Origin of the sequence: Pseudomonas sp. DWP3-1-2 (assembly GCF_049896285.1) — a bacterium.
Taxonomy (GTDB): Bacteria; Pseudomonadota; Gammaproteobacteria; order Pseudomonadales; family Pseudomonadaceae; genus Aquipseudomonas.
Genome location: NZ_JAFCTZ010000010.1, coordinates 90,268 through 111,608 on the forward strand (window position 1 = coordinate 90,268; position 21,341 = coordinate 111,608).

Annotated in this window: 24 protein-coding genes; 7 read left to right on the forward strand and 17 right to left on the reverse strand. The window is 55.3% G+C overall.

All coding sequences use genetic code 11. The annotated features are described in order from the left end of the window. Positions 1–535: 535 nt before the first annotated feature. From ACP7B0_RS19295 to ACP7B0_RS19330, 8 genes are all read right to left on the reverse strand, one after another. On the reverse strand, positions 536–901 hold the full coding sequence (locus ACP7B0_RS19295) for an antiterminator Q family protein (protein ID WP_426143198.1): 366 nt from the start codon (positions 899–901) through the stop codon (positions 536–538). Beyond that, entirely contained in the window at positions 898–2,220 is a 1,323-nt protein-coding gene (locus tag ACP7B0_RS19300) for a tyrosine-type recombinase/integrase (protein ID WP_426143200.1), read from the reverse strand. Before ACP7B0_RS19300 ends, ACP7B0_RS19295 begins: the two co-directional genes overlap by 4 nt. Then, positions 2,213–3,586 (reverse strand): replicative DNA helicase, encoded by a 1,374-nt coding sequence (gene dnaB, locus ACP7B0_RS19305; protein ID WP_426143201.1) that lies wholly within the window; start codon positions 3,584–3,586, stop codon positions 2,213–2,215. The genes ACP7B0_RS19300 and dnaB overlap by 8 nt, the downstream gene beginning before the upstream one ends. Then, on the reverse strand, positions 3,579–4,895 hold the full coding sequence (locus tag ACP7B0_RS19310) for a DUF1376 domain-containing protein (protein ID WP_426143202.1): 1,317 nt from the start codon (positions 4,893–4,895) through the stop codon (positions 3,579–3,581). Before ACP7B0_RS19310 ends, dnaB begins: the two co-directional genes overlap by 8 nt. Next, positions 4,892–5,737 (reverse strand): ORF6N domain-containing protein, encoded by an 846-nt coding sequence (locus tag ACP7B0_RS19315; RefSeq protein ID WP_426143203.1) that lies wholly within the window; start codon positions 5,735–5,737, stop codon positions 4,892–4,894. Before ACP7B0_RS19315 ends, ACP7B0_RS19310 begins: the two co-directional genes overlap by 4 nt. Continuing rightward, entirely contained in the window at positions 5,734–6,459 is a 726-nt protein-coding gene (locus tag ACP7B0_RS19320; protein WP_426143204.1) for a hypothetical protein, read from the reverse strand. Before ACP7B0_RS19320 ends, ACP7B0_RS19315 begins: the two co-directional genes overlap by 4 nt. Next, positions 6,456–6,842 carry a hypothetical protein gene (locus tag ACP7B0_RS19325; RefSeq protein ID WP_426143205.1) on the reverse strand — a complete coding sequence of 129 codons (387 nt, stop codon included), beginning with the start codon at positions 6,840–6,842 and terminating at the stop codon, positions 6,456–6,458. Before ACP7B0_RS19325 ends, ACP7B0_RS19320 begins: the two co-directional genes overlap by 4 nt. 118 nt (positions 6,843–6,960) lie before the next feature. Then, positions 6,961–7,308 (reverse strand): Cro/CI family transcriptional regulator, encoded by a 348-nt coding sequence (locus ACP7B0_RS19330; RefSeq protein ID WP_426143206.1) that lies wholly within the window; start codon positions 7,306–7,308, stop codon positions 6,961–6,963. A 60-nt stretch (positions 7,309–7,368) separates the two neighbouring features. Here ACP7B0_RS19330 and ACP7B0_RS19335 point away from each other — a divergent pair, with 60 nt between their 5' ends. The 6 genes from ACP7B0_RS19335 (at position 7,369) to ACP7B0_RS19360 (ending at position 11,264) form a co-directional block, all read left to right on the forward strand. After that, positions 7,369–8,148, forward strand: a complete 780-nt coding sequence (locus ACP7B0_RS19335; RefSeq protein WP_426143207.1) for a LexA family transcriptional regulator — start codon at positions 7,369–7,371, stop codon at positions 8,146–8,148. Positions 8,149–8,229: 81 nt separating this feature from the next. Further along, on the forward strand, positions 8,230–8,538 hold the full coding sequence (locus ACP7B0_RS19340; RefSeq protein WP_426143208.1) for a LuxR C-terminal-related transcriptional regulator: 309 nt from the start codon (positions 8,230–8,232) through the stop codon (positions 8,536–8,538). Positions 8,539–8,641: 103 nt separating this feature from the next. Next, positions 8,642–9,124 carry a hypothetical protein gene (locus tag ACP7B0_RS19345; RefSeq protein WP_426143209.1) on the forward strand — a complete coding sequence of 161 codons (483 nt, stop codon included), beginning with the start codon at positions 8,642–8,644 and terminating at the stop codon, positions 9,122–9,124. Then, entirely contained in the window at positions 9,121–9,282 is a 162-nt protein-coding gene (locus tag ACP7B0_RS19350; protein ID WP_426143210.1) for a hypothetical protein, read from the forward strand. Before ACP7B0_RS19345 ends, ACP7B0_RS19350 begins: the two co-directional genes overlap by 4 nt. Further along, on the forward strand, positions 9,279–9,869 hold the full coding sequence (locus tag ACP7B0_RS19355) for a hypothetical protein (protein ID WP_426143211.1): 591 nt from the start codon (positions 9,279–9,281) through the stop codon (positions 9,867–9,869). The genes ACP7B0_RS19350 and ACP7B0_RS19355 overlap by 4 nt, the downstream gene beginning before the upstream one ends. 216 nt (positions 9,870–10,085) lie before the next feature. Continuing rightward, a complete protein-coding gene (locus ACP7B0_RS19360; protein ID WP_426143212.1) occupies positions 10,086–11,264 on the forward strand; it encodes an Arm DNA-binding domain-containing protein in 1,179 nt (392 codons plus the stop codon). 25 nt (positions 11,265–11,289) lie between these two features. On the opposite strand, the gene ACP7B0_RS19365 is transcribed toward ACP7B0_RS19360, so the two are convergent. After that, complete coding sequence (locus ACP7B0_RS19365) at positions 11,290–11,577, reverse strand: STAS-like domain-containing protein (protein WP_426143214.1); 288 nt, start codon at positions 11,575–11,577, stop codon at positions 11,290–11,292. After that, a complete protein-coding gene (locus tag ACP7B0_RS19370) occupies positions 11,577–12,560 on the reverse strand; it encodes a hypothetical protein (protein WP_426143215.1) in 984 nt (327 codons plus the stop codon). The genes ACP7B0_RS19365 and ACP7B0_RS19370 overlap by 1 nt, the downstream gene beginning before the upstream one ends. A 379-nt stretch (positions 12,561–12,939) precedes the next feature. On the opposite strand from ACP7B0_RS19370, the gene ACP7B0_RS19375 reads away from it, so the two are divergent. Beyond that, positions 12,940–14,175 carry an integrase domain-containing protein gene (locus tag ACP7B0_RS19375; protein ID WP_426143216.1) on the forward strand — a complete coding sequence of 412 codons (1,236 nt, stop codon included), beginning with the start codon at positions 12,940–12,942 and terminating at the stop codon, positions 14,173–14,175. 588 nt (positions 14,176–14,763) lie between these two features. Here ACP7B0_RS19375 and ACP7B0_RS19380 read toward each other — a convergent pair. From ACP7B0_RS19380 to ACP7B0_RS19410, 7 genes are all read right to left on the reverse strand, one after another. After that, positions 14,764–15,930: an HNH endonuclease family protein gene (locus tag ACP7B0_RS19380; RefSeq protein WP_426143217.1), complete on the reverse strand. Its 1,167-nt coding sequence runs from the start codon at positions 15,928–15,930 to the stop codon at positions 14,764–14,766. Continuing rightward, positions 15,930–17,168, reverse strand: coding sequence for an adenine-specific methyltransferase EcoRI family protein (locus ACP7B0_RS19385; protein WP_426143218.1), 1,239 nt, complete (start codon positions 17,166–17,168; stop codon positions 15,930–15,932). Before ACP7B0_RS19385 ends, ACP7B0_RS19380 begins: the two co-directional genes overlap by 1 nt. Before the next feature lie 226 nt (positions 17,169–17,394). Beyond that, the gene (locus ACP7B0_RS19390; RefSeq protein ID WP_426143220.1) at positions 17,395–18,564 is read right to left on the reverse strand and encodes a hypothetical protein; all 1,170 of its coding nucleotides are present in this window, start codon (positions 18,562–18,564) and stop codon (positions 17,395–17,397) included. A gap of 138 nt (positions 18,565–18,702) precedes the next feature. Further along, positions 18,703–19,332 (reverse strand): hypothetical protein, encoded by a 630-nt coding sequence (locus tag ACP7B0_RS19395; RefSeq protein ID WP_426143221.1) that lies wholly within the window; start codon positions 19,330–19,332, stop codon positions 18,703–18,705. Positions 19,333–19,334: 2 nt separating this feature from the next. Further along, positions 19,335–19,910, reverse strand: a complete 576-nt coding sequence (locus tag ACP7B0_RS19400) for a recombinase family protein (protein WP_426143308.1) — start codon at positions 19,908–19,910, stop codon at positions 19,335–19,337. 17 nt (positions 19,911–19,927) lie between these two features. Continuing rightward, positions 19,928–20,155, reverse strand: a complete 228-nt coding sequence (locus tag ACP7B0_RS19405) for an AlpA family transcriptional regulator (RefSeq protein ID WP_426143222.1) — start codon at positions 20,153–20,155, stop codon at positions 19,928–19,930. A gap of 107 nt (positions 20,156–20,262) precedes the next feature. Beyond that, complete coding sequence (locus ACP7B0_RS19410; RefSeq protein WP_426143223.1) at positions 20,263–20,910, reverse strand: hypothetical protein; 648 nt, start codon at positions 20,908–20,910, stop codon at positions 20,263–20,265. Positions 20,911–21,341 lie beyond the last annotated feature (431 nt).

Consider the following 21,341-nt stretch of genomic DNA (forward strand, 5'->3'; position numbering starts at 1 on the left):
CACCAGGATGGGGGAGGCGGACGGTGCCCCCCCTCCGGACGAGCCTATCGGCGAACCGATAAGCGCCCCTAAAGGCATGCTCAGTGCTGTTACATGTCAACTGCAGCAAGCAAGCGATACGCTTGCGTGAAGCGACCATATCCCAAAACTTCCATGATGGCAATAAGCCTAAACGCCGTACGCAGCTGGCATCTGACGCGCCCCACGTCCAATGGAACCAGCCTTTAAGCCTCGAGAAACGGGCACATGTGCGGCATCAATAGCTGGGGCAAGACGGTAGCCCCGAACCATGAGTACTTGGACTATCTCCCTGAGGGTAGGAGCGGCTCGCATTTCGGTCGCGCTTCTGTAAGAGGTTGGCGTTGGACGAGACAGAACTCAGCACGAAGATCTGATCAGGTAAACCTCCGCACATTCATTTCAAGTGGACGGAAACAATGAACCCGGCTCTAGGGCCGGGTTCTTTTGTGGAGTAAATCGGCGGCTTACGCAGCTCTCCAACTTAATTTAAAGCTACGGTCCATCCGCGAGGATGTCAAGCCAGTAGGGTGCCCCTCTCCAAAAAACCATCCAGCCAGGCAACGCCAGCCTTTATCAACTCCCGCGCCTTGGCTTCACCCATGCCGTGCTCACGCCCTATCCACAGTGCGGGGCGTTTATCCCCGTAGTAGATCAGGATGAACTGCCCCATCTGCTTATCCCGGCAAGTCAGCCGGCTGACAGCCGCATCGATGGTCAACCCCATGTCGTCCGTGATGCAGGCGCTGGGGCGATCGCTCGGCCCTGAATGGGCACTGGCAAGCCGCGGCACGCCCATGCCCTCTTTTCTCCAACGCCCCCACTGATCGAGCAGAAATTCGGTATCGCCCAACGACTTGTTCAGATAGGTCCGGCTGCTCATTTTTTGCCCTCAGGGAGGAGCGGTGTCCTCCTGTGCAATGCATCCTCGGATTGGCTAGAAGCCACGTTTGGCAAGGGCTGCGGCGCAACCTGCAATGTCCCGTGTCCTGCATATGTCCCATTGTGAAATGCACCAAACCCACGACCATCCAGCCAGGCATGCCACTTTTCCAAAGCAGCACGCTTGAGTTGTTCGGCGGTGGTGTGGATATAGGTGGCATCGAGATCCTTCATGGCGTGATTGACCAGCAGTTCGCCCACCAGGTAATCGACGCCCAGATCCATCCACGCCGTGCGGGCTACTTTGCGCAGATCGTGGCTGCTCCATTCCCCCCCGCTGATCTGGCGAAAGATTTCACTGGCCCGGTTGGCACTCAACAGCCGGCCGGCAGGAGTCGGAAACACAAAGGTGCCGCGATAACCGGAGGCCTCCTGTCGTTCCCGGTAACGGAGCAGCATGGAGCGCGCCTGCGGTGTCAGGGGCAACGTGTGCTCATGCTTGGTTTTCGTGTCCTCAGCCGGGATAAACCACTGGCCATCGGTGAGGTTGAAATGTTTCCAGCGAGCCATGCGGGTTTCGCCCAGTCGCGTGCCGTGACACAGCATGACCAGGGCGAGCATTGCACCGGTGGCATCGCGCACGGCGAAGTCGACCAGGTGCGCCAGCAGCGCCTCTAGGTCATCCGCTCGCACTCCGGCCGGTTTGGGGCGGATACGGGTTTGCACAAAGTCACCGAATTTAAGCGTTGCCATCGGATTGCCCTCGATCAGCCCCAACCGGAATGCCTGGCGGAAACTCACCGCCAGCACGCCATAGATCGAACGCACGAATGAAAGGGAGAGGGTTTCCTGCAAGGGCCACAGCAGCAGTTGGTCCAGGTTCGAATGATTCAACTGCTTGAGCGGCAGCGTGCCGAGACGAGGCAGCAGATGACATTTCACGGCAGACCGGGCGCTGCATTTACGCTTGGCCGACAAGCCACGGTCCCGCGGCATCCGGTCCTGATACCAGGCCAGCAGATCGCCGACGGTACGCCAACCGGTGGTGGTGGACAGCGCGTCCGGATCAGCAGAGCGCCGGGTGAGGATGGCGGGCAACGTGGACTGCATCGCCTTGGCATTGATGCCGGGATAATTGCCAGCCTTGCCCCACTTCCCGCGCACCACCACATGCCAGGCGCCCTTGGCGCGGTCAGCAGTGGAGTAGCGAAACCTCAGTTCGGGAAAGCGAGGATCGCGCAGCTGCCGCACATTACCCGCGGTGTGCTTGCGGATCTCGGCATCGGTGACAATGACGTGCAGCGTTTTGGCTTCATGCATGCGTGCTGGCCCCCTTATACCGATGAGCCAGGGTCGTCCGTTGGGTAGGAAGAGGCTCTGACCACTTGGTCGCGAGATTGTCGAAGCGGTTGTACTGGCCCATAAATGCCACGCGCACGGTGCCTGTCTCGACGTCACGGCCCTTGCCGATGATGATCTCGGCTATGCCCTTGGCCTCGGTATGCTCGTTGTAAGCCTCATCGCGATAGACAAACAGGATGATGTCCGCGTCCTGTTCGATGGCGCCCGACTCGCGCAGATCGGAGGGGATGGGCCGCTTGTTCGGCCGCTCCTCACACTTGCGCGACAGCTGACTGATCAGCACCACAGGGATGCCCAGCTCGACCGCCAGCAGCTTGAAGCCGCGGCTGATGCTGCTGACGGCCTCGGTACGGTTGCCGCCCTCGCCTTCCAGCAGTTGCAGATAATCGACCATCAGCAGATCCAGGCCATAGCGCATTTTGTGGCGGCGGGCCATGGAGCGGATGCGCCCGACCGTACCGCCGGCGCGGTGAGCAAAAAACAGGTTCGCTTGGCTGACGGAATAGGACGCGACGGCGAGTTGCTCGGCATGGCTCTCACAAGCGGTGCCGTTTTTGATCGCCCCCAACGGAATGCGTCCCTCGGATGCAATCGCCCTGTCCGTCAGCGCGCCCTCCTCCATTTCCATGCTCACGACCAGGGCAGACTTGCCCGCGTGAACCGAAGCGAAGGTGGCAAAGCCCATCCCCAGTGTGGTTTTGCCCATCGCTGGGCGACCGGCGACAATGATCAATTGCCCAGGCAGCAGCCCTCCAAGCTTCTCGTCCAGCTCGGTCAGCCCAGTCGGCAGCCCCATCAGCGTTTCGCCGCGAAGGTGGCGATCAAAGCGTTCCTGCCACACATCGACTTGAGCGGCCAGAACATCGGAGACCTTCACGACGTCGTCGGTCTCACTGCCGCTGTCGATCGACATAACCGCCGCTTGAATCTCTGCGATTTTCGACTGGGTGTCCTGATTCGTCTGGGATATTTCAATCGCCCGGGCGCCGATGTCATGCAAGGCGCGGTCGATGGCTCGTTCGCGGACGATCCCAGCATACGTGCCAGCACTCGCCACGCTGGGCGTGCTGCGAACTATCTCGCTGCAGTACGCCAACGCACTGTCGCCGTTGGGTAGCGTGCTGATGTGGTCGGCCACGGTCAGGAAGTCAACGGACCTGTTGGCAGCACGGACCGCCATGATTGCCCGGAAAACCTCGGCGTTTTCGGCGAAGTAAAACGACTCGGCGGACAGGTCATCGCTCAGGGTTTCGATGAGTTCCGGACGTTGCAGCATCGCCCCCAGCAGACCGTGCTCGGCCTCAAGGCTGTACGGATCACGCATGGTTGCGGCCCTCTACGATGTCACGAAAGTTCTGACGGGATACCAGCGCTTCCAGGTATGGCTTGCGGTTCTGACCCCGGTAGAAAATCTGGCCAAGCCCTTTGGTCGCGTTGAAAAAGTCCCGCCAGAAATCGAGATTCTGTTGGATGTCGTGCTCGCGCCAACGCTCATCGAGCATCCCGCGCAGCGTGTCGTCCAGCACCGTGACGGGATCGAAGTCTGGGCAAAACTCGTGGTAGATCTCCACGATGGAGCCGGCTGGCGAAGCGGCCTCGCCGGTCGATACCTCGAGTTCATCCTCCCACCGCCTGGCGTTCAGCCAAGAGGCTGGCAATGGAACGAACTGGCCGCCGTCACGAAGCCAGGCGCCCTGCTGCACGTGTTGAGCGAGAGCGGCAAGGATCGTGGCTTGCAGCTCCGGTGACGGGCTGAGCTTGAGCCAGGCTTTCTCGGCTTCAGCCCGCTTTTGCCGCTTGGGGTACAACCCGTAAAACCGGGCAAATCCTGCCAGCACCTCGGCCTTGGCCTGACGAGTCGAGCCTGGCTGAACCATCGCCAAAGCGGGCTGAACAGGTTCTAGGGTTATCACCGAATGCGTTTCGCCCTGTTCGCTCAGCGGAGCGTCGGGGAAAATGTCCGCGTCGTTCGGCGCATCGCGCTGGAGGACATGCTCTTGATCTAAAACCTTTACCTTTACCTTTACCTCTCTCTTTATAGTCGGTGACAGGTCCGTCGCAGGTGACAGACCTGTCCGCTGGACAGGTGCGTCGCCTTCCCCATCACTGTCCGTGTGACAGGTCTGTGGCAGTTTCTGCAAAAGACCGCGCATTGCGGAGACAGTCTCGTTCCATGCAACGCCAATTCCATGCTGGGCGAGCTGGGCCCGCAGCCCCTTGGCTTCCTCCCTGTGCGCACGCTTGCGCTCTGCATCTGCGGCTTGCCGGTCTATATAGACGAGACGTTCACCCCAGGCGATCAATGCCTTCTCCGCGATCACCGCGTGATACAGGCGACCATCAGAACAAAGTGTCCAGCCGTGGAGCGCCTGCTCTTTCACTTTTGGCCACCGCGCTCCGGCGCCGGAGAGATGTGCCAGCACGCGGTCATTGTTCGGCAAGGAACCTCCGGGAACCTGTGTCCAAGACTTGCACCACAACGCAACAGCGGCTTTAAACTCCTCTCCGGTGGACAGCGCAAACAGATCGCTGTCGAGCAATCTCGAAACATCCAGGGGCATGAAAGCCATTCCAGCCAAATCGACTGCGGCTGGTACCAGCGGATCAGGAAGGGCTAATTCTGCCGCGGTCATACGGCGTCCTCGCTGACGTGCTGGGTGTAACGAAACTCGCCGTCCCAGCCGTCTTTCATCGGCAGCTCGTTGGCCACGTACATTTCCCACAAACGCTTCTCACCTTTGGGCAGGAGCACTACTTTGTAACGCACCAGGGGGGACTTACCGGGGCGGGGAATGCTCGTGGCATCCTCCGACAGCAGCTTGTCGCGCGCCTCGCTGTAAACCCGCCAAACGTGCCCCCGGCGCATGTCCTTTTCGGCGTCATAGATCCAGCGCTTGCGCGAGAGATGCCAGTTGATTTTCTGGCTGTTGACGCCGTTGAGGGTGCGCGCGAACTGAGTCGGGGTCAGACCGCCATGGAAGCTGGATTCAGATCGATCGGGCAACTGAGGCACTAGCTGATTCAACTGGCCGTTTTCCAGCATCAAGCGGGCGTTCTCTTTCACCACGGCCAGGTGCGCCTCGAGCGCTTCGACATAATTGGAGGGCAGGCCACTCGGCGTGGCCGGCGGACTGGTGCGGAAGTAGTTGTTGACCAACTGACGCTGAACCTCCCAGGCCAACGGATCAGTGAACGGTTTCACCAGCATGAGGTATCCGATTTCCGTGAAGATCAAAACCTTGCCGGGGGTGCCCCCCTGAGGGCGGGTCAGACCAAGCGTACGTATTGCGTCCGGCTGGTCCAACTCAATGAAATCCTCACCTTCCCGGAATTTGTCGCGGTGTTCATTGAACGTACGGCGTGCGGTGCCTTCAGGACGCTGGTGCACCTGATCGACCATCGCCATCGTTACAATGCGACGGGCGCCGTATTCCATGACAGGGAGCTGAGTGTTGTGAATGGTGACCAGGTTCATTGGCTAGTCCTCGACCGGGAATCACGGCGGTAAACCCTTGAGCGAGCCTGCACGCGGCCTATCAATTCACCTGACACGGCCGGACCAACGTAGGCAATCATCTGGGCTGACAACAGCATGTCTCTTGGGACATGTGTGTATTGACCCGCAGGACGGATGCGAGGGGAGCCGCGCCGGATGCGAGGCGCATGCATATTAAGTAGCGCCAAATCAGCGGCCACTTTTTCCTCCGCTGATTTTCCGTGCTCGGACAAGGGAACAGGTTCACCAGGGCGAATCTGCTCCCAGCCATAACGATCTGCTAATACTTCGTTAATCGAACGCAGGGCAGTTTGACAGCGCAGCTGAACATCGAGATCTTCAATCCGCCAGATGTTCCATATCTCAAAATTGTCCATCAGGTGCCCGAGTTCGTGCGCAACGACAAATGGGTATATTTCGTGGTCCTCAAGCTCGGCCCAGTCAATCTCTGGCCGTTGGCAGTTCCGTACATCGTTGGTCCGAATGCTGGTCGCCAGCTGAATTATTCGGCTTTCGGTGAAAGCGGAAAATGCTTCGGTCGTGTCAACGAGGACAGACTGAGCCATGGGATTGAACATCCCCCAAGCGTTGCCGAGCTCACGAAACGTCGAGAGAGAAAGGCAGCACCCGGCCTGCTTAATCTGCTCCGCGAAGACGCGGTACTGAGTGCGCGTGAGGCGAAGAGTGGTGTCGGTTTTCATGCCTGCGCCCCCCCTACGCACGGGCTTTCATCGGACAGATCAAGCCGCGCGTTGTATATAGAGATAGCGCCCAGCCGGGTCATGTAGGCCTGGCCTGGACGCTCGGCAGAGCGGCAGCTGACTACGATATCCGCGTGACGGGATGCAGTTCTTTTGACGTACTCCAACAACTCATCCGGAAGATGAGATTCATGAACGTACAGCTCGCGGTCGGGAAACTCAGGTGCGAGCTTCACCGCCAGCTCTAGCGCTAGCGCATTGCTGAACAGCGGAAGGGCCTGGAGAGTCGTCTCGGATTGTTTGAGCATCACCCAAGAAAACCCGATGGGCTCGCTATCAGAGACTTGCGCCCTTGGCGGCGCGGTGGTATTTTTTGGTTTCATCAGTCAGCCCCTAACAGATTGATTTGATCGAGGCACCCGTTAGCGCGAGTGCCAGTAAGGAAGCCCAGTTAGCGCTGGGCTTTTTTGTGCCCAAAATTCGGGCGCATGCTTGTTATGTTCAGGTCTGCTTACGCGCGGCCGAACTTAGGGAGGTGGTGGATGGATTTACAGGTACGTCGAGACCTGATGCTTCCAAGATTGCTGGATTAGTATCTTGGCATGGCTGGCTTAGGCCGCCCCTTCGCTGGCTAGGGAAGGGCTTTTCCTCAAGGGCTGTAATTCCATCCCCAGACTCAATAACAAAAATGACCCGATTTTCGCGGATGGCTTTGCTAAGTGAGCCTTGGCTCATACCGAGTTTTTCAGCGGTTAATGCGTGCCGCTTTGCCGCATATTCAGCGAGGGGGATTTTGTGCACCGGGGCGTCTCCACTTCTTCGGTTCTTTCTAAATAGTGCTGGCGGCACTTGAAATTGTCAATGCCTGCGGGATTTGAAATTAAATGCGAGCGGCCATAGGGTGCGAAAATGAAAAAGAAAGCGCTCACCCCAGAACTCCTTGCTGAATGCTCAGCACTTAAAAACCTGTTCGTCGAAAGGCAGGCGGCGCTAGGCTTGACCCAGGAAAAGGCCGCAGCGGCATTGGGAATGAACCAGGGCTCTTTCAGCCATTACCTGAACGGAAGGAATGCGCTGAATGTCGATTTCGCAGCCAAGGTTGCCAAGCTTCTCAACGTGCCTGTCCGCGCTTTCAGCCCGCGCCTGACTGAGGAAATCGTAGAGCTTGCATTCGCCCATTCCGATAACGAAATGATCATGGATGTTCGGGAGGCAGTGCTCGCGGCTAGGGGATTGAAAGATGAACTTGAACCCGACGACTCTAAGCCTTGGAGGATGTCTTACAGATATCAACTGTGTGACTGGCAAGACGAGAGAGGTGTCCCGAGCATTGCAGATAAAGCTCAAAAGGAAACTGGAACTGAGCACTCCCAAGGATTTTTCTCGACTGCCAGCTCAGGGAGCAGCGCATATTGGCTAAAGGTCCAGGGACCATCAATGTATGGTCCTGTGTGTCCGAGCTTCCCCGAAGGAATGCTCATTCTTGTCCAAGAAAATGGGTTTGAACCGGTTACCGGTAGCTTCTATCTGGCGAAGAACCAAAAGGGGGAAAAAATATTCAAACGCCTGGTGATCGAAGGAAGTAACTCCTATCTCGTGTCGATCAACCCCTCATTCCAAGCGATCGAAATGGGCGAAGATTGGCAAATTATTGGCAAAATCATTGACACAAAAATGCTGCTCTCATAGAAAATAATCCCGCAGGCATTGACATATTTAAATCCCGCTAGCACTATCGCTCTATCTTCTACGAGATCGGAGCAATTCATCATGGAATTCATCACCTGCGGTTCTCTCCAAGGCAAACTTGGCCACGGCTTGGCAACACGCGAGCTGACCTGCCTGCTCGCGGTTGCCAGCGGCAGGACAGATAAAGAAATCGCGAAGCGTGACGGCGTATCCCCTCGCTCTATAAAAGGCCGAATTGAGTCCGCAATGTACAAGCTGGGTGTGTTCAAACGTTCAGCACTAGTCGCAGAAGCCTTACGGCTCGGACTCATAGCCTTTGCCTGTAATCTGAACCCCTCCCCGCAACCGCAACGTGACCAAGATAACAACTCAGGCGTGTTGATCGCATGAGCAGCGGCGTGCCCATCCGCGCCGTTGGGTAGTCCAGTGTTCAGGTTCGATCTGACGCAATAACCATTTCACTTTTTGCGAATGCCAACAACGCGGCGGGCCTTTGTTCGCCTTGGAGAAAGTCATGATTCATCAACATTCGGATATGCAGAGCGAGAGCGCGGCCATGCACAGCGCTGATCGTTTCACCATCGTGCTCCAGGCGCGCGAAGGTGAGAGGCTCAGCGACATGGCCCCGTTTCTGCGTCTCGGCTCCACAGTAATGGTGGGTCGTGGCGGCGCCGTGGTTGCGGCCCTGAATGCCGGTGACACGATCGAACATGCCAAGCGCTTGGAAAATCAAATCGTGCTGGCTGAATCGGCTATGCGGCGCGGCACCCTGATGCACGATCAGGATCATCTGCCAGCGCTGCGCCGCGTGATCGATCATGTTCCGGAGCTTTACCTTCAGGTCGCCGACATCATCCGCCAGGAAGCGCTTGAGGATGGATCCGACCAGGACGAAGCAGATGAAATGGCCGGCAAAGCAATTCGCGCCCTGGTGCTGCTCAAGCAAAAGCTGGAAAAGATGTTGGAGCCGGTATGAAGCGGCATCGCTGCGGTGCTGCCGCCCAACGCCTGATCGATCTGTTTAACGCTCTGCAGCGCCGTGAAACCACGTTCGGGGAGATTTACGCGATGTCGGCAGAATGCGGAATTGATGGTCGCCGCGTACTGGCCGATCACTTCGGAGCACGGGCATGAAACCTAGCCACCTTACTCGCCTCTGCAGTATCGCAACAAAACCGGGGCCCAGTTCTAACGTGCGGCTGATCGTCACCAAACGCATCTGTCGGGCGTTCATTCTTCAAATCGATTCGATCCGCGCCGAACGGCGTGCGATGAACCGTGAGGCGGGCAAGCTTAAGGCGTTTCTCCCCTTCACACGCCAAGCCATCCTTGACCTGTACGAACAGGCTCGGGGACATCGTGAGGATGAACTGAGCGGCGCGCAGCGCGTCTTGGAGGGCTTTGGACAGTCGCTGATATTCGACCGCGAGGAGTTGGCCAGCGACTTAGGGTTTGGGCCGATGTGCGACATCTTGAGCGTCAACCCTGTACATCGCCAACAGGAACATACCGGCGGACTGACCAGCCTTTACGGAGTGGTTTACATCTCTCAGCTGGAAGACAGCACAACCAGGTACGGCGAAAGATGGGGAGACGGTAGCCCGCTGTACCGCGCCTGCCACGCTGCGGTAATCCAGTTCATTCAGACGTGCCCAGAAGGAGAGCTGCCGAATCTGTTCGGGCCGAAGCCGCCGCCGGACTTGAGCATTGTCCGCAAATAGGCTGACGCGTCAGTTTCGAAGATCAACTAAAGCCTGACGAGTCAGGAAGTGCGGTGAATTGATGCGTTACGTGACCATCAGGAAGTTTTCCAGCGAGTCTGGCTACACCGAAGACGCGATCCGCTCAAAGATCCGGGACGGTATCTGGCGGCTTGGAGAGATCTGGAACAGGGCGCCGGACGGCCGGACGCTTATTGACGTTGAAGGATATGAATCATGGGTAGAGGCGGGCGGGGAGTTCGGGCGGTCTCCGATACGAGTATCGAAATCACGTTCATGTATCGGGGCGTCCGGTGCCGCGAGCGCATCACGCTCAAGCCCTCCCCCACTAATCTAAAAAAGGCCGAGCAGCACAAGGCGGCGATCGAACACGCGATATCCATAGGCACGTTCGATTATGCCGTTACGTTCCCTGGCTCTGCCCGGGCAGATAAATTCGCGCCGGAGGCATCGCGGGAAACTGTGCACGGTTTCCTAACCAGGTGGCTGGCTGCCAAACGCAAGCATGTGGCCAGCAGCACGTTCGATGGCTATCGAAAGCTCGTGGAGCTGCGTCTGATCCCTGCCCTGGGCGAAACCATGGTGGTCGATCTCAAGCGAAAGGCTATCCGTGACTGGCTCGATACGCTGCTAGTGAGCAATAAAACGCTTAGCAATATTCAGAGCTGTCTTCGGTCTGCGCTAAATGACGCCGCGGAAGAAGAGCTCATCGACCTGAACCCAATGGGAGGCTGGACCTATACCCGGAAGGAAGCGCCGCCCAAGGAGGACGACGTTGACCCATTCAGCCCAGACGAACAGCAGGCAGTGCTAAGCGTCCTCACCGGTCAGGCGCGCAACATGATGCAGTTCGCCCTGTGGACTGGCTTGCGCACCAGCGAACTGGTCGCGCTAGATTGGGGTGACATCGACTGGCTGCGCGGGGAGGTGATGGTAAGCCGCGCAATGACTCAGGCTGCCAAAGGTCAGGCCGAAGCCACCAAAACGGCAGCGGGCAAGCGAAGCGTTAAACTGCTCAAGCCCGCCATGGAAGCGCTGAAGGCACAAAAACCACACACGTTTCTGGCTGATGCCGAAGTCTTCCAAAACCCTCGTACCTTAGAGCGGTGGTCCGGTGATGGTCCTATTCGAAAAACAATGTGGGTGCCGGCTATGAAAAAGGCCGGTGTTCGATATCGACGTCCTTATCAGACCCGCCACACATACGCATCAATGATGCTGTCGGCTGGCGAACATCCAATGTGGGTGGCGAAACAGATGGGCCATACGGATTGGACAATGATCGCTAGGGTTTATGGGCGCTGGATGCCAGCGGCAGACACCTCTGCTGGACACCGTGCGGAAGGTCTGTGGCGCGCTTCTGAGAATAATGCAGATGCAAAAAAAGAGGCTTAATAGCCTCTTTTTTTGTCGCCACGAATCACGCTGCGACGGCGCGTCTACGCTTCATTGCGATGGCAATAGAGCGCAGCACATCATCCGCTGCGTTAACAATTTTGACGTGCTGGATAACGAAGTCAAATCCTCGTTCGAGCACCAATACACCGAAAAGCTCATCGGCGAAGGATTCAGAGATAGATTCTACCGAAGAAAGGTCAATCACGATCTGTTCGTGATCATGCAGCTTTCGGTACAACGCGCTCCGCTCCTTCGAGGCGAGGCTTCGGGAAGCTAGGTCACTGTGCCTGAAGGCAAACGTTTCCATCATTACCCCCTCAATAATTCCATAATGTCTCGTACATCTTCAGCCTCATCAACCTTAGCGGCCATGAAGCTAGATTCTTTAATGGACAGGGAAACCGCTACTCCCCTCCAAGGCTGCGAGAGCGTTCTGAAGTGAGCGCCCCTTCGTCGCAACATCATTAAGCAGTCGCCGGAGGCGATATTCAATACCCCTTCGTACGACTTTGCCAACTCGACCAGCTTTGCTAAGCCTAGTCCTTGGTGATGGTTACCGTTACCAGAAAGGATAACGCCAACGTCTCCAAAAGGGCTTGTACCGAGGTGATCTTCTGGTACGGATTGCGCCCACTCATCTTGGAGCTTAGCAAGCTTCGACGAGTTCCCTTCCTGAACACACCATTCAACAGCATCACGATCGCACAGGATACCTTTTGCACCAGCTATCCGAGAGCGCTTCAATTCCTCCAGGAACCCCATACCACAATCTGCAAGGGAAAACTCAAGTACATGATCAGTGCCATTTCTGATTGCATGTCGCTGAGCTATGGAGAAACCGGTGTTCAGCCCATGGGACCAAACATTGTCATGCATCTCCCCGACCACATGAGTAAGCTCCTTGAAGGCCGGACTCCGACCATAGTCCACTGGACCAGATCGGGCAAACGATCGTAGACAACTGTTGATCTGCGCGGTGGCTTTGTCAACATCGTCCTGCGAAGCAAGCGGTGTCAACGGAGCGTAGTTCACTCCTGCATTCCTGCGCTCATAAAGATAATCATCTACCCCCCACACAGCTTTCGCCAGACCGACGGCAGAAAAATAGCCTTCATGGTTTGGATTATCGAAAACGACGGAAGCCTGATTGACCCGTTTATGGGTCAGATAAGCAGCAAAAGCAGCAATGAAGCCAGGCGAATAATACTTATCTGGAACCCTATGCTCTGCTGTAGCGTCCAGGTGACCATAATGCTTTGGAAGCCAGTCTAAAGCTTCAACGAGGTCAGCCACGCTCATTCCTTTGATTTCTTGTGTTGGCCGACCATTTTGCCATCACTTCACCCTTTTGTTCAAAGCAATCGGATGTTCGGCAGTGTAAGGATTCTGGTAACGGTGCAAGGATGCTGATCAATTAAATGGCAGCAATATGACAGCACCAGCGCTGTAAGCCCCGGTTTATAAGGGTAGGATGCGGGTTCAAATCCCCCCGGCTCCACCAACCTTACATCTAAAGACGTCCACGGACGTCTTTTTTTGTGCCTGAAACTCAGCAAATACAGGGAGTTAGGTTCCATAGACGTCTCAAAGCGTCCAGGAACATCTGCAGGTTCGTGTATTCCAAGCGTTCACCTGCTAAGTTTTGGAATACATAAACAGCTTGGAATACACCATGGGAGCTCAAGCGGCGCGCCTTTCGGACGTCAAAGTCAAGGCCGCCAAGCCAAAGGAGAAGGACTACATCCTCACTGATGGTGACGGCCTTCAGATGAGGGTTAGAGCTAACGGCTCGAAGCTGTGGAATTTCAATTACATCCACCCGGTGACCAAGAAACGGGTCAACATGGGCTTGGGTACTTTCCCCGAGGTAGGCCTGGCTCAAGCCCGGAGACGCACCGTTGAAGCTAGGGAGCTGGTTGCCCACGGCCTCGACCCGAAGGAGAAGCGCGACGCGGACCGGCAAACGTTAAAGGCGACGACGGAGCACACATTCAAAAACGTAGCCACCGCCTGGTTTGATCTCAAGAAAGACTCAGTGACCACCGCTTACGCTGAAGACATCTGGCGCTCTTTAACGCTGCACGTCTTTCCCGACCTGGCGCTGACGCCGATTTCAGCAATCACTGCGCCAGCGGTGATTAAATTGCTGAGACCGCTCGAGACAAAGGGCAGCCTAGAGACGGTTAAGCGGCTTAGCCAACGTCTCAACGAGATCATGACTTACGGGGTGAATGCTGGACTGATTTTTTCAAACCCGCTCAGTGGCATCCGCTCCGTCTTCAAAAAACCGAAGAAGCAAAACATGGCGGCGCTCGCGCCGGATGAGCTGAAAGAACTGATGCTCGCTGTCGCCAATGCCAGCATCAAAAGAACCACACGCTGCCTGATTGAGTGGCAGCTCCACACCATGACCCGTCCAGCGGAGGCGGCTACGGCTCGCTGGGCAGACATCGACCTCGAAAAGAAGATATGGACAATCCCTCCGGAACGGATGAAAAAGCGTCGTACGCATGTCATCCCGCTCACTCAGCAAGCTCTGGAGCTTCTGGAGGCTATCAAGCCTTTCAGTGGACACCGTGAGTATGTGTTCCCCGCAGATCGAAACCCGCGCACCCATTGCAATAGCCAGACGGCCAATATGGCGCTTAAGCGGATGGGGTTCGCGGGCCGTCTAGTCAGCCACGGTATGCGGTCAATGGCGAGCACCACACTGAACGAGCATGGCTGGGACCCGGAGCTAATCGAGGTTGCACTCGCCCATGTTGATAAGGACGAGGTCCGGAGCGCCTATAACCGGGCTGACTACATCGAGCGTAGGCGTCCAATGATGAAATGGTGGAGCGAACACATCCAGTCAGCGGCTACTGGTAGTCTTTCGATGTCAGCAATCATTGGTGTGGAGAATTGAGCACTCGCTGCTTACCGTGCCGCTAGTAATCTTGATTAGCAAGCGCGCTTACCCTGCCTTGTTTACCTGCTACGTCCAGGAGAAGCCCTGCTCCATTACTCGCGATGAAGATATTTCCGCCGGCCCTACAGATTCGACTAGTCATATACAAACCGAAGCCGGAGTTCTGCCATGCGTCATTTGGACACTTGCGTACCCCCCCGATACATCTTGCCTGAAACTCCGGGGAGAAGTGCGAGCTGCAACGCATCACGGTCGCATGTGATATTGAGGAAAGGGATATTTCTCAAACCGTATCGAACGCCGTTCCCCACATCGAGTAGTGGGCAGTCAGATTTTGGATGCCAAAAGAGATATGCGAGCTCTAAATAACTTTATTCTCAAGTAAATTGGGGAGGGGCAGCAATCCGCCAGCGGCTGCCTAGAGGGCATCAGAGTGCCCTCAAACCGCTCAATCTAAAGATTATTGTGGCCGTTTTCTGCTCGTCACGAGAGGCAGAAAACGACCCTTTGTCGACGGCTGGCAGCTTTCCAGGGCGCAGCACTAAGGTTTCTTGCTTGGCGGGTTCTAGCGAGCTTTGAGCGGCTTTATCGATTACCTTTGGCCCGATTGTGGGTAACGCAGAGCATTTGGCAGTTCTCAGCCGAGCTTCCGCCGCCTTTGCTCCATGCGTAAACATGGTCGGCATCCATTTCTTCGAGCTTATAGATTTTGCCCTTATTCGCATTAGGCCCAATAGCGCATAGCGGACAGTTGGACACGCCCTTGACCTCAGCTGCCTGCTTCTGCTTAGCGTATGTGGATCGTTTCACCGGTCCGTCAAAGACCCTGACATCTAACAACTTAGTATCTATCGATCCACCTAATAGAAACTCAAAAATACCCTTGTGGTTTTTCACGAAGTCATCGGCGGCGAGCTTTTTCACATCGCCCGACATCTTCTTGGGATCGTAAGACGTGCCGTGATGCTTTTCGTACAACCTGCCCCACTCTAACCCACACATTTCTGGGGTAACGTCGACAAATACTGTTGAAACCCAGTCGATCACAGTATTGAAGTAAGTCTTCAGCTCATCGATTTTGTTGTCGTTGCGGTGAGCGCTCATGTAGTCGCCGATGTTGCCCTTGCTCACCCAGTCCAACGCCCGCTCCAAGTAACCCTGTCGGTTCGCGCTAGCCTTGACATAGGCGCTCCACTTTTGGATGTTCGCGTTCTGGCTGTTGCTGAATTCGGACTTCGCCAAAGTCACGAATGGCCCTGAATAAATAGCATTTAAAAGCTCTTGGGTGTTCAGCGGCACACCAGCAATGTTGATCGTTTCGAACCATTGCTTGATCTCAGTCTCAGTGCCTTCGCACTCGTATATCAGCAGTCTCGATTCGAGAATCTTTGCACGTTGGTCGGCAGGGAGGCTATCAAAGTTCTTCGGATTTCCATTATCCATGATCGCGAACCTGTTCGTAACGAATCGTCCGATGCTGGTAATTCGTTGCTGGCCGTCCAGCACCTCGAATTTATCCTCTCCAATTTTATTAAAATAAATTAGGCCGAGTGGATAAGTCTTTAGGAGGGACTCTACGACGGCGGCCTCCCGCTTGCCGCTGCCATCTGCATAGAGGTAGTTGCGCTGATACTCCGGCTGAATGGTGAGCCTTCCGCCTAGCCCGAATAGCCCCTTGCCCTCCAGTTGGTTGTACACAAACCCATTGCAAATGTCGGCGACGGTGATGTCGGTTCTCAACGTGGTGATCACTATTTCGTCTCTCTTACTGGCTGGGTAGGGCAGCGGTGGCGAATCAGGATGCGCTTGAAAATGACCCGTGCCTGAGGCTCAAGCAGACCAAGCATTCGCATGCCAGGGCTGTAGTGTCCCGTCCCTCCACGGGCGCGATAAGCGTCAATGAACTCCCGACCAAGGGTACGGGCTCCAATCTTCTTCATCATCTCACCGTCGTCACTGTTTCCGACAATCTCGAACTGATCGGGGTTGTACTTGTCAAGAAAAGAGACCGGGACGCCCATGACACCATCAAAGTCGCTGGGAATCGCGTCGCTGAACGGCACTTCTATGGCATCGAAGTTATCGTATCTGTTGTAACCCTTCTTACCCTTGATCTCCTTGTGCTTGCTGAACCGCAAGTGCTCCTCCATGGTCATGCACGCCAGCCGCTGATGTCGGCGTCCATGGTCAAGGTTTGTGTACCAGCGGACGCCCTTAACGCGTATGTACTTGACGCCATTTTCGTCGACGCGCCAACCTGCTGCCTTCAGTGGGTAATGGTCTGGGACTCGAAATTCACGATCGCCGCTTCGGATTGTGGGGCCAAGCCACAACTTGTTGTCCTTGATAAGCGGGAAGATCTCTAGGTAAGTGATCGCCTGCAGGTTACCGATAATCAAGAACCTCTTCTCGTGCTCCACGAGCTGTGCGACATACTCCTTGAATAGAGAGAAGGGCGGGTTGGTGACTACAATGTCCGCCTGCTTTAGCAGCTCGACGCACTCGGCGCTGCGGAAGTCTCCACCTCCCTCGAGGGGCGTGCGGGAGTGGGGGTTCTGCGTCAAAAATAGCTTGACGTCTTCGATGCCGGTCACGCCGTCTCCACTGACATCATTCACCGCCTCAATCTCGACGGCAATTGCATTGGGCCTTTCGTGCTTGCCAATGTCTTTCTCGTACTCACCAAAAGTGAGTTGCTCGCCCGCGATGGGGGAGCCGTCGTAGCTGGTGGTGACGAGCTTTTTTAAGCCAAGCTTGTTGAAGTTGGTGACGAAGTACTTAAAGAAGTTGCTCTCGAATGGGTCGTCGCAGTTGCAGTAGACAACCTTGCCGCGAAAGGTGTCCGGGTCGAACTCGAGGTAAGCCTCAACCTCCTTCTGGATGTCGACGTACTGGGTGTAGAACTCGTCCTGTTTACCCACCTTAGCCGCGCCGAGATTTTGATTCGACGGTTTACTTTCCGTGTCAGTTAAGGAAGCTTGAGTGACCACTTTTTACCTTCGAATTGTCGATTACATTGATTTTTTAAATTTTGCCCAGTTGAGTGACTTTGCGCAATCTGTAACGCGTGTGTCATGACTGTTCTCGGTAATAATTGCTGACGTCCACTTCTGGCCGCTCTCTTCCGGTCATGTCCACGAACGTATTGGTCAAATCTAATGCGATGACTGGGTAAGTCTCCGCAACTGCCCACTCATCAATGCAGGTGGGGCGACGTCAGGCATTGAGCCAATCGCCGATTTCCTCATGAAACGCCTTCGCCTCCTGTGTGAGCTTGTGGGTGCTGTAGTCCGGGCGGGTTTTGCATCCCCGCTCAACTGAAAGTCTGATCGCGGTGCTCTCGTACTCTTTGATGCAGTAAGTCGCCCATGAGCGGGCGCTACGAGGGGCCTCGACGTGAACGGCGAGATTCTTGTACCTTTGCCTATAACCAGCAGCCAGAGCTCTCCTAAGGGCCTCTGAAACCTCCAGTGCGCGATCATCCGGAATGCATAGAGCACCGTGGATGTGAGCAGGGTGATTTTCTGTGCGGCCGGTATGATTGAATTCAAGGTTGAAGGCCAGATCAGTCTCAATGCCCAGCTTCGCCAGCGTTCGCTTGATAATCTCAGCGAGGTAGTTTGCCGGGCCACGTGGAGCAGCGAGAGCGGCCTCAGCGGTTTTGTGATCGACCCGAATGGTGAGGGTTTTTGAGTCGGGCTTCCGGCACTGATGGAAGATACGGAAAAACTGTTTGATCTGCGGGCTTACAAATTTTGCCCAGTCCGGCAGCTCACCTGTCCCTTGATATTCCCGCGTTAGCTTCTGAATGAAGGCGTCTATTGCCTCGAGTGTCTGTAGCTGATCATGATCAACGAGTGGGTCTAGTTTGCTAATAGCTACAACACGCTCCGCATGACTCAAGCTGAAACTAGCTATGAGCCCAGCCCTGCCAGGAGTAGAGAGTGAATGCCCCCGGCGATTTGAGGGACTGCTTTTTGCATTTACTCCAGCGTCGGCATGAATCGTCGGGCACGGAGTGCTCATCTGATTGGGGAAGTGGAGTGCCTTTCCAGATTCCTGGCGCGGCCTGTTGGAAGACGCACTCGCAAACAGACCCGATGCTATAACCGGATGTTCTTCAGGCTTGCCACGTACCACCATGCGGGAACTAGCTGACAGTTCCACCGGATAGTCGGCGAGCAGCTCATTCAGATCTGCTGACAACTCGTCATCGTCTAAGTCAGCGACCGCTTCGCCCTCAAGCCAGTCGTCTCCGAAAAGCGCTCTGTAGGCTTCCCTTTCCACCATGTTTTCTGCGTGGCGGGTACGAGCACTATCGAGCAGGCGATTTTGGATCTGTAAAACCTCCCCCTCCTTGAATGGGCTCTGATGCTTGATGGTCATGGCGATCTCATTGCCGGGAATAGACCCGGGGCAGATTTTCATTTTCGTGGTTCCCCGGATGTCGCCAGGGGGTTCGGCACTTGTCTATGGTTCTAAGGGTTTGACACTTTGCCCGGTCAAGCTGAGGTCAACATGCATTCATTCTTCACAGATGATGTCATTGTCTAAATGCAGGGCATGAGCTGATCTTCTCTCTGCCAACCAGTTCAGCGTCTCAACAGCATCGTCGACACCTTCGCTATCTCCGTTAATCTCGGCGTCTTCTCGACGCTGCTGTGCTCGCATCTCGGCCACATCATGATCATTCATTATGTGAATCTGGAGCACAGGGAGCTCCTCTCTTTCGAGCGACTGATCCAGCTTGTCTAGAGGCAACGCCCGGCGAGTGATGTCCTGCGTCAGCTTGAGCGTTGTCGCGCTGGCGGCGAGAGATCGGAAGACAATTGGATTACTCACATCGAGAATATCCAGAGCAGAGGCGAGCTTTGTCCGGATCTTCTCACTCAGTGCCAGATCGTCAAGAACGAGTGAGGCCGCTGTCTGCTGAACGCTCTCCAACGAGAACGCGATGTCCAGCATTTCTTCTCTGGCTCTATCTATGAGTGCCTGGGTGCTGGCGCCTGATACCGCGCCGTGTTTTTTCAACAGCCGTTGAGCGGTGCTGACGCTGATTTCCAGCTGGCCGGCAATTGAAGAAATAGTCCACCCTGCCTCTCTCAAGATCACGACCTGCGCCGCTTGATCTGGGGTTTTCTGTTTACCTGACATGATCACGCCCCCGCTTCGATATTGAAGGACTTGTTGGCGCAGGCTCGTTTGACTTCGGCGATTGAAATTCCGAACTGGTGCGCGGTCTCTTGGATGGTCGCTTTTTGAGCCTTACGCCACGCACTAACCGCGAGGTCATCAATTTTCTTCGGCGCGCCAAGCTTCTGCCCAGTAGCGCGAGCTCGGGCTATACCGGCCATCTGACGAGCTTTAATATTCGATCTCTCTAGCTCAGCAACTGCCGCCAACATGGTAAGCATCGCTTTTCCGATATCAGACGAGGGATCGAAGCCTTCCCGCATCGAGACCACTGCTACCCCTTTTTCTCTGAACGCTTGGAAAATCTCAATTAACTCCGCGGCACTTGCACCTAAACAATCAAGTGACGGAACAACCAAAATGTCGCCCTTCCTTGCAAACTGATGGAGCTCACCGAATCCGGGGCGCTCTAGCGCTCCGATCAATCCGACGGACTCCATATCTCCGAACCAATGAACAGCATGGTGCGCGAGCTCAATAGCTCCCAACTTAGGCAGGGTTTCTTGACCATCAGCGCCAATGAGGAAATAGGAGAGCATTCTCACAGACGTTCTCCTTACACATCGGAACCGCTGGAGCCGCCGTAAATACTATCCTCGATCCATTGTTCGACTGCGAGCGAGTCCCAGCCCACAGCCCTAGGTCCAAGAGGCACTGAGCGCGGGAATAGTCCTTGGCTCATCAAGCTATAGATGTGAGCCCGCTTGAATCCTATCCTTACCTGTACTTCAGGCAGTCGAAGAATCCGGCGTTGCGTTGTGGTGTGATTGAAACCAGTTTCCATTACCTTGCTCCTTGGCGCTCGGTGGCGCTGTGTGGTTGATGAGCAAGGTACAAAGCAGAGGAGTGAGGATGTTCTAATAGCAAAAGGCTTAAGTCTATTAGCCGCTATTAGGTTGATGGTGGGGCAATAGGTCTAGACCCCTTCGCCAGCTTCAAATATTTGATAATCGTGTCTTTGTTGAGGGCTTTATGACCGCTAAGCTGGGTCGCTGTTTGAATAGTAATCATGTCCGCGGCTGGGTGAACGAGATCCAGGCCAGCCATTTCCGCTAGCGTCTCGATCAGTTGATTGATGCTTTTTCGTTCACGTGGATCCAGATCGTCCGCACCATTTATTTGGTTTGCAAGGTCACGGATCTCCGACGCTTTGAAAAAAAACGGTTGATCTGGGTCAACTGAAGCATCCCAACCGATATTTTCGATCTCAGGAGACTCGACGTTTGGTTCCGTCCGAACGCTCCCGGTCAGGCGCACCAGCACAGCCTTACTTTTCCGCTGAGCTATCAAAAGCTCTGGAGTAGCAACGTGCTGATACCCCACGCCAATTACCTCATACGTCCATTCACCTACACTGTCCTGTATCGGTTCGTCGCACTTACCTGTGGAAGGGCTTATCCGAATGTAAGCTCCGCATTGTCCCTCATCGCAGAGCCTGATTAAGTCAGCCGCTGCTGTGGGAAGCTTGGTCATTTCTTGAAGGCATTCTAGGGCTTGATCAAGGTTAAGCCACTGGAGCAGAGCAAAGTCTTTTCTCACAGGTCTCTCTCCGGCGTGAGGATCAAAGGGTCAGATGTGCCACCGTATCAGAAGGGCTATTTCCGCGAAACTTGGGCAGTTAGTCAGTAGCTCTGGACGGTTGGCGGGCTGAGTCACTCGTTGACTCACAGCTCCCATCGCGTCGGAGACGGCTTACTCTTACTAATGCCGTATCACCCTTCATAAGCAGATACCCCCCTTTGAGATCATGCACACGACGCCGGTATTCCAAAAAGCATTCCAAGATTTTTATTCAATAAATAAATACTAACAAAAACAAAAACTTAAATACTTGGTTCAGATTACCCCGGCCCATACGAAACACCAGAGAGGCCCGCCCAGCGCGGGCTTCTCTGTATCTGGGGTTCCGAAAGTTGTTGAAAGTCGCTGTGGATTCATGTGAATTCATCCATGTCTCAGCGACTTTTCAG

Coding starts and splice junctions, on each gene's coding strand:
- ACP7B0_RS19295 (WP_426143198.1), bottom strand. CDS start 901: ATGAGCAGCCGGACCTATCTGAACAAGTCGTTGGGCGATACCGAATTT.
- ACP7B0_RS19300 (WP_426143200.1), bottom strand. CDS start 2,220: ATGCATGAAGCCAAAACGCTGCACGTCATTGTCACCGATGCCGAGATC.
- dnaB (WP_426143201.1), bottom strand. CDS start 3,586: ATGCGTGATCCGTACAGCCTTGAGGCCGAGCACGGTCTGCTGGGGGCG.
- ACP7B0_RS19310 (WP_426143202.1), bottom strand. CDS start 4,895: ATGACCGCGGCAGAATTAGCCCTTCCTGATCCGCTGGTACCAGCCGCA.
- ACP7B0_RS19315 (WP_426143203.1), bottom strand. CDS start 5,737: ATGAACCTGGTCACCATTCACAACACTCAGCTCCCTGTCATGGAATAC.
- ACP7B0_RS19320 (WP_426143204.1), bottom strand. CDS start 6,459: ATGAAAACCGACACCACTCTTCGCCTCACGCGCACTCAGTACCGCGTC.
- ACP7B0_RS19325 (WP_426143205.1), bottom strand. CDS start 6,842: ATGAAACCAAAAAATACCACCGCGCCGCCAAGGGCGCAAGTCTCTGAT.
- ACP7B0_RS19335 (WP_426143207.1), top strand. CDS start 7,369: ATGAAAAAGAAAGCGCTCACCCCAGAACTCCTTGCTGAATGCTCAGCA.
- ACP7B0_RS19340 (WP_426143208.1), top strand. CDS start 8,230: ATGGAATTCATCACCTGCGGTTCTCTCCAAGGCAAACTTGGCCACGGC.
- ACP7B0_RS19350 (WP_426143210.1), top strand. CDS start 9,121: ATGAAGCGGCATCGCTGCGGTGCTGCCGCCCAACGCCTGATCGATCTG.
- ACP7B0_RS19355 (WP_426143211.1), top strand. CDS start 9,279: ATGAAACCTAGCCACCTTACTCGCCTCTGCAGTATCGCAACAAAACCG.
- ACP7B0_RS19360 (WP_426143212.1), top strand. CDS start 10,086: ATGGGTAGAGGCGGGCGGGGAGTTCGGGCGGTCTCCGATACGAGTATC.
- ACP7B0_RS19365 (WP_426143214.1), bottom strand. CDS start 11,577: ATGATGGAAACGTTTGCCTTCAGGCACAGTGACCTAGCTTCCCGAAGC.
- ACP7B0_RS19375 (WP_426143216.1), top strand. CDS start 12,940: ATGGGAGCTCAAGCGGCGCGCCTTTCGGACGTCAAAGTCAAGGCCGCC.
- ACP7B0_RS19390 (WP_426143220.1), bottom strand. CDS start 18,564: ATGACCATCAAGCATCAGAGCCCATTCAAGGAGGGGGAGGTTTTACAG.
- ACP7B0_RS19395 (WP_426143221.1), bottom strand. CDS start 19,332: ATGTCAGGTAAACAGAAAACCCCAGATCAAGCGGCGCAGGTCGTGATC.
- ACP7B0_RS19400 (WP_426143308.1), bottom strand. CDS start 19,910: ATGCTCTCCTATTTCCTCATTGGCGCTGATGGTCAAGAAACCCTGCCT.
- ACP7B0_RS19405 (WP_426143222.1), bottom strand. CDS start 20,155: ATGGAAACTGGTTTCAATCACACCACAACGCAACGCCGGATTCTTCGA.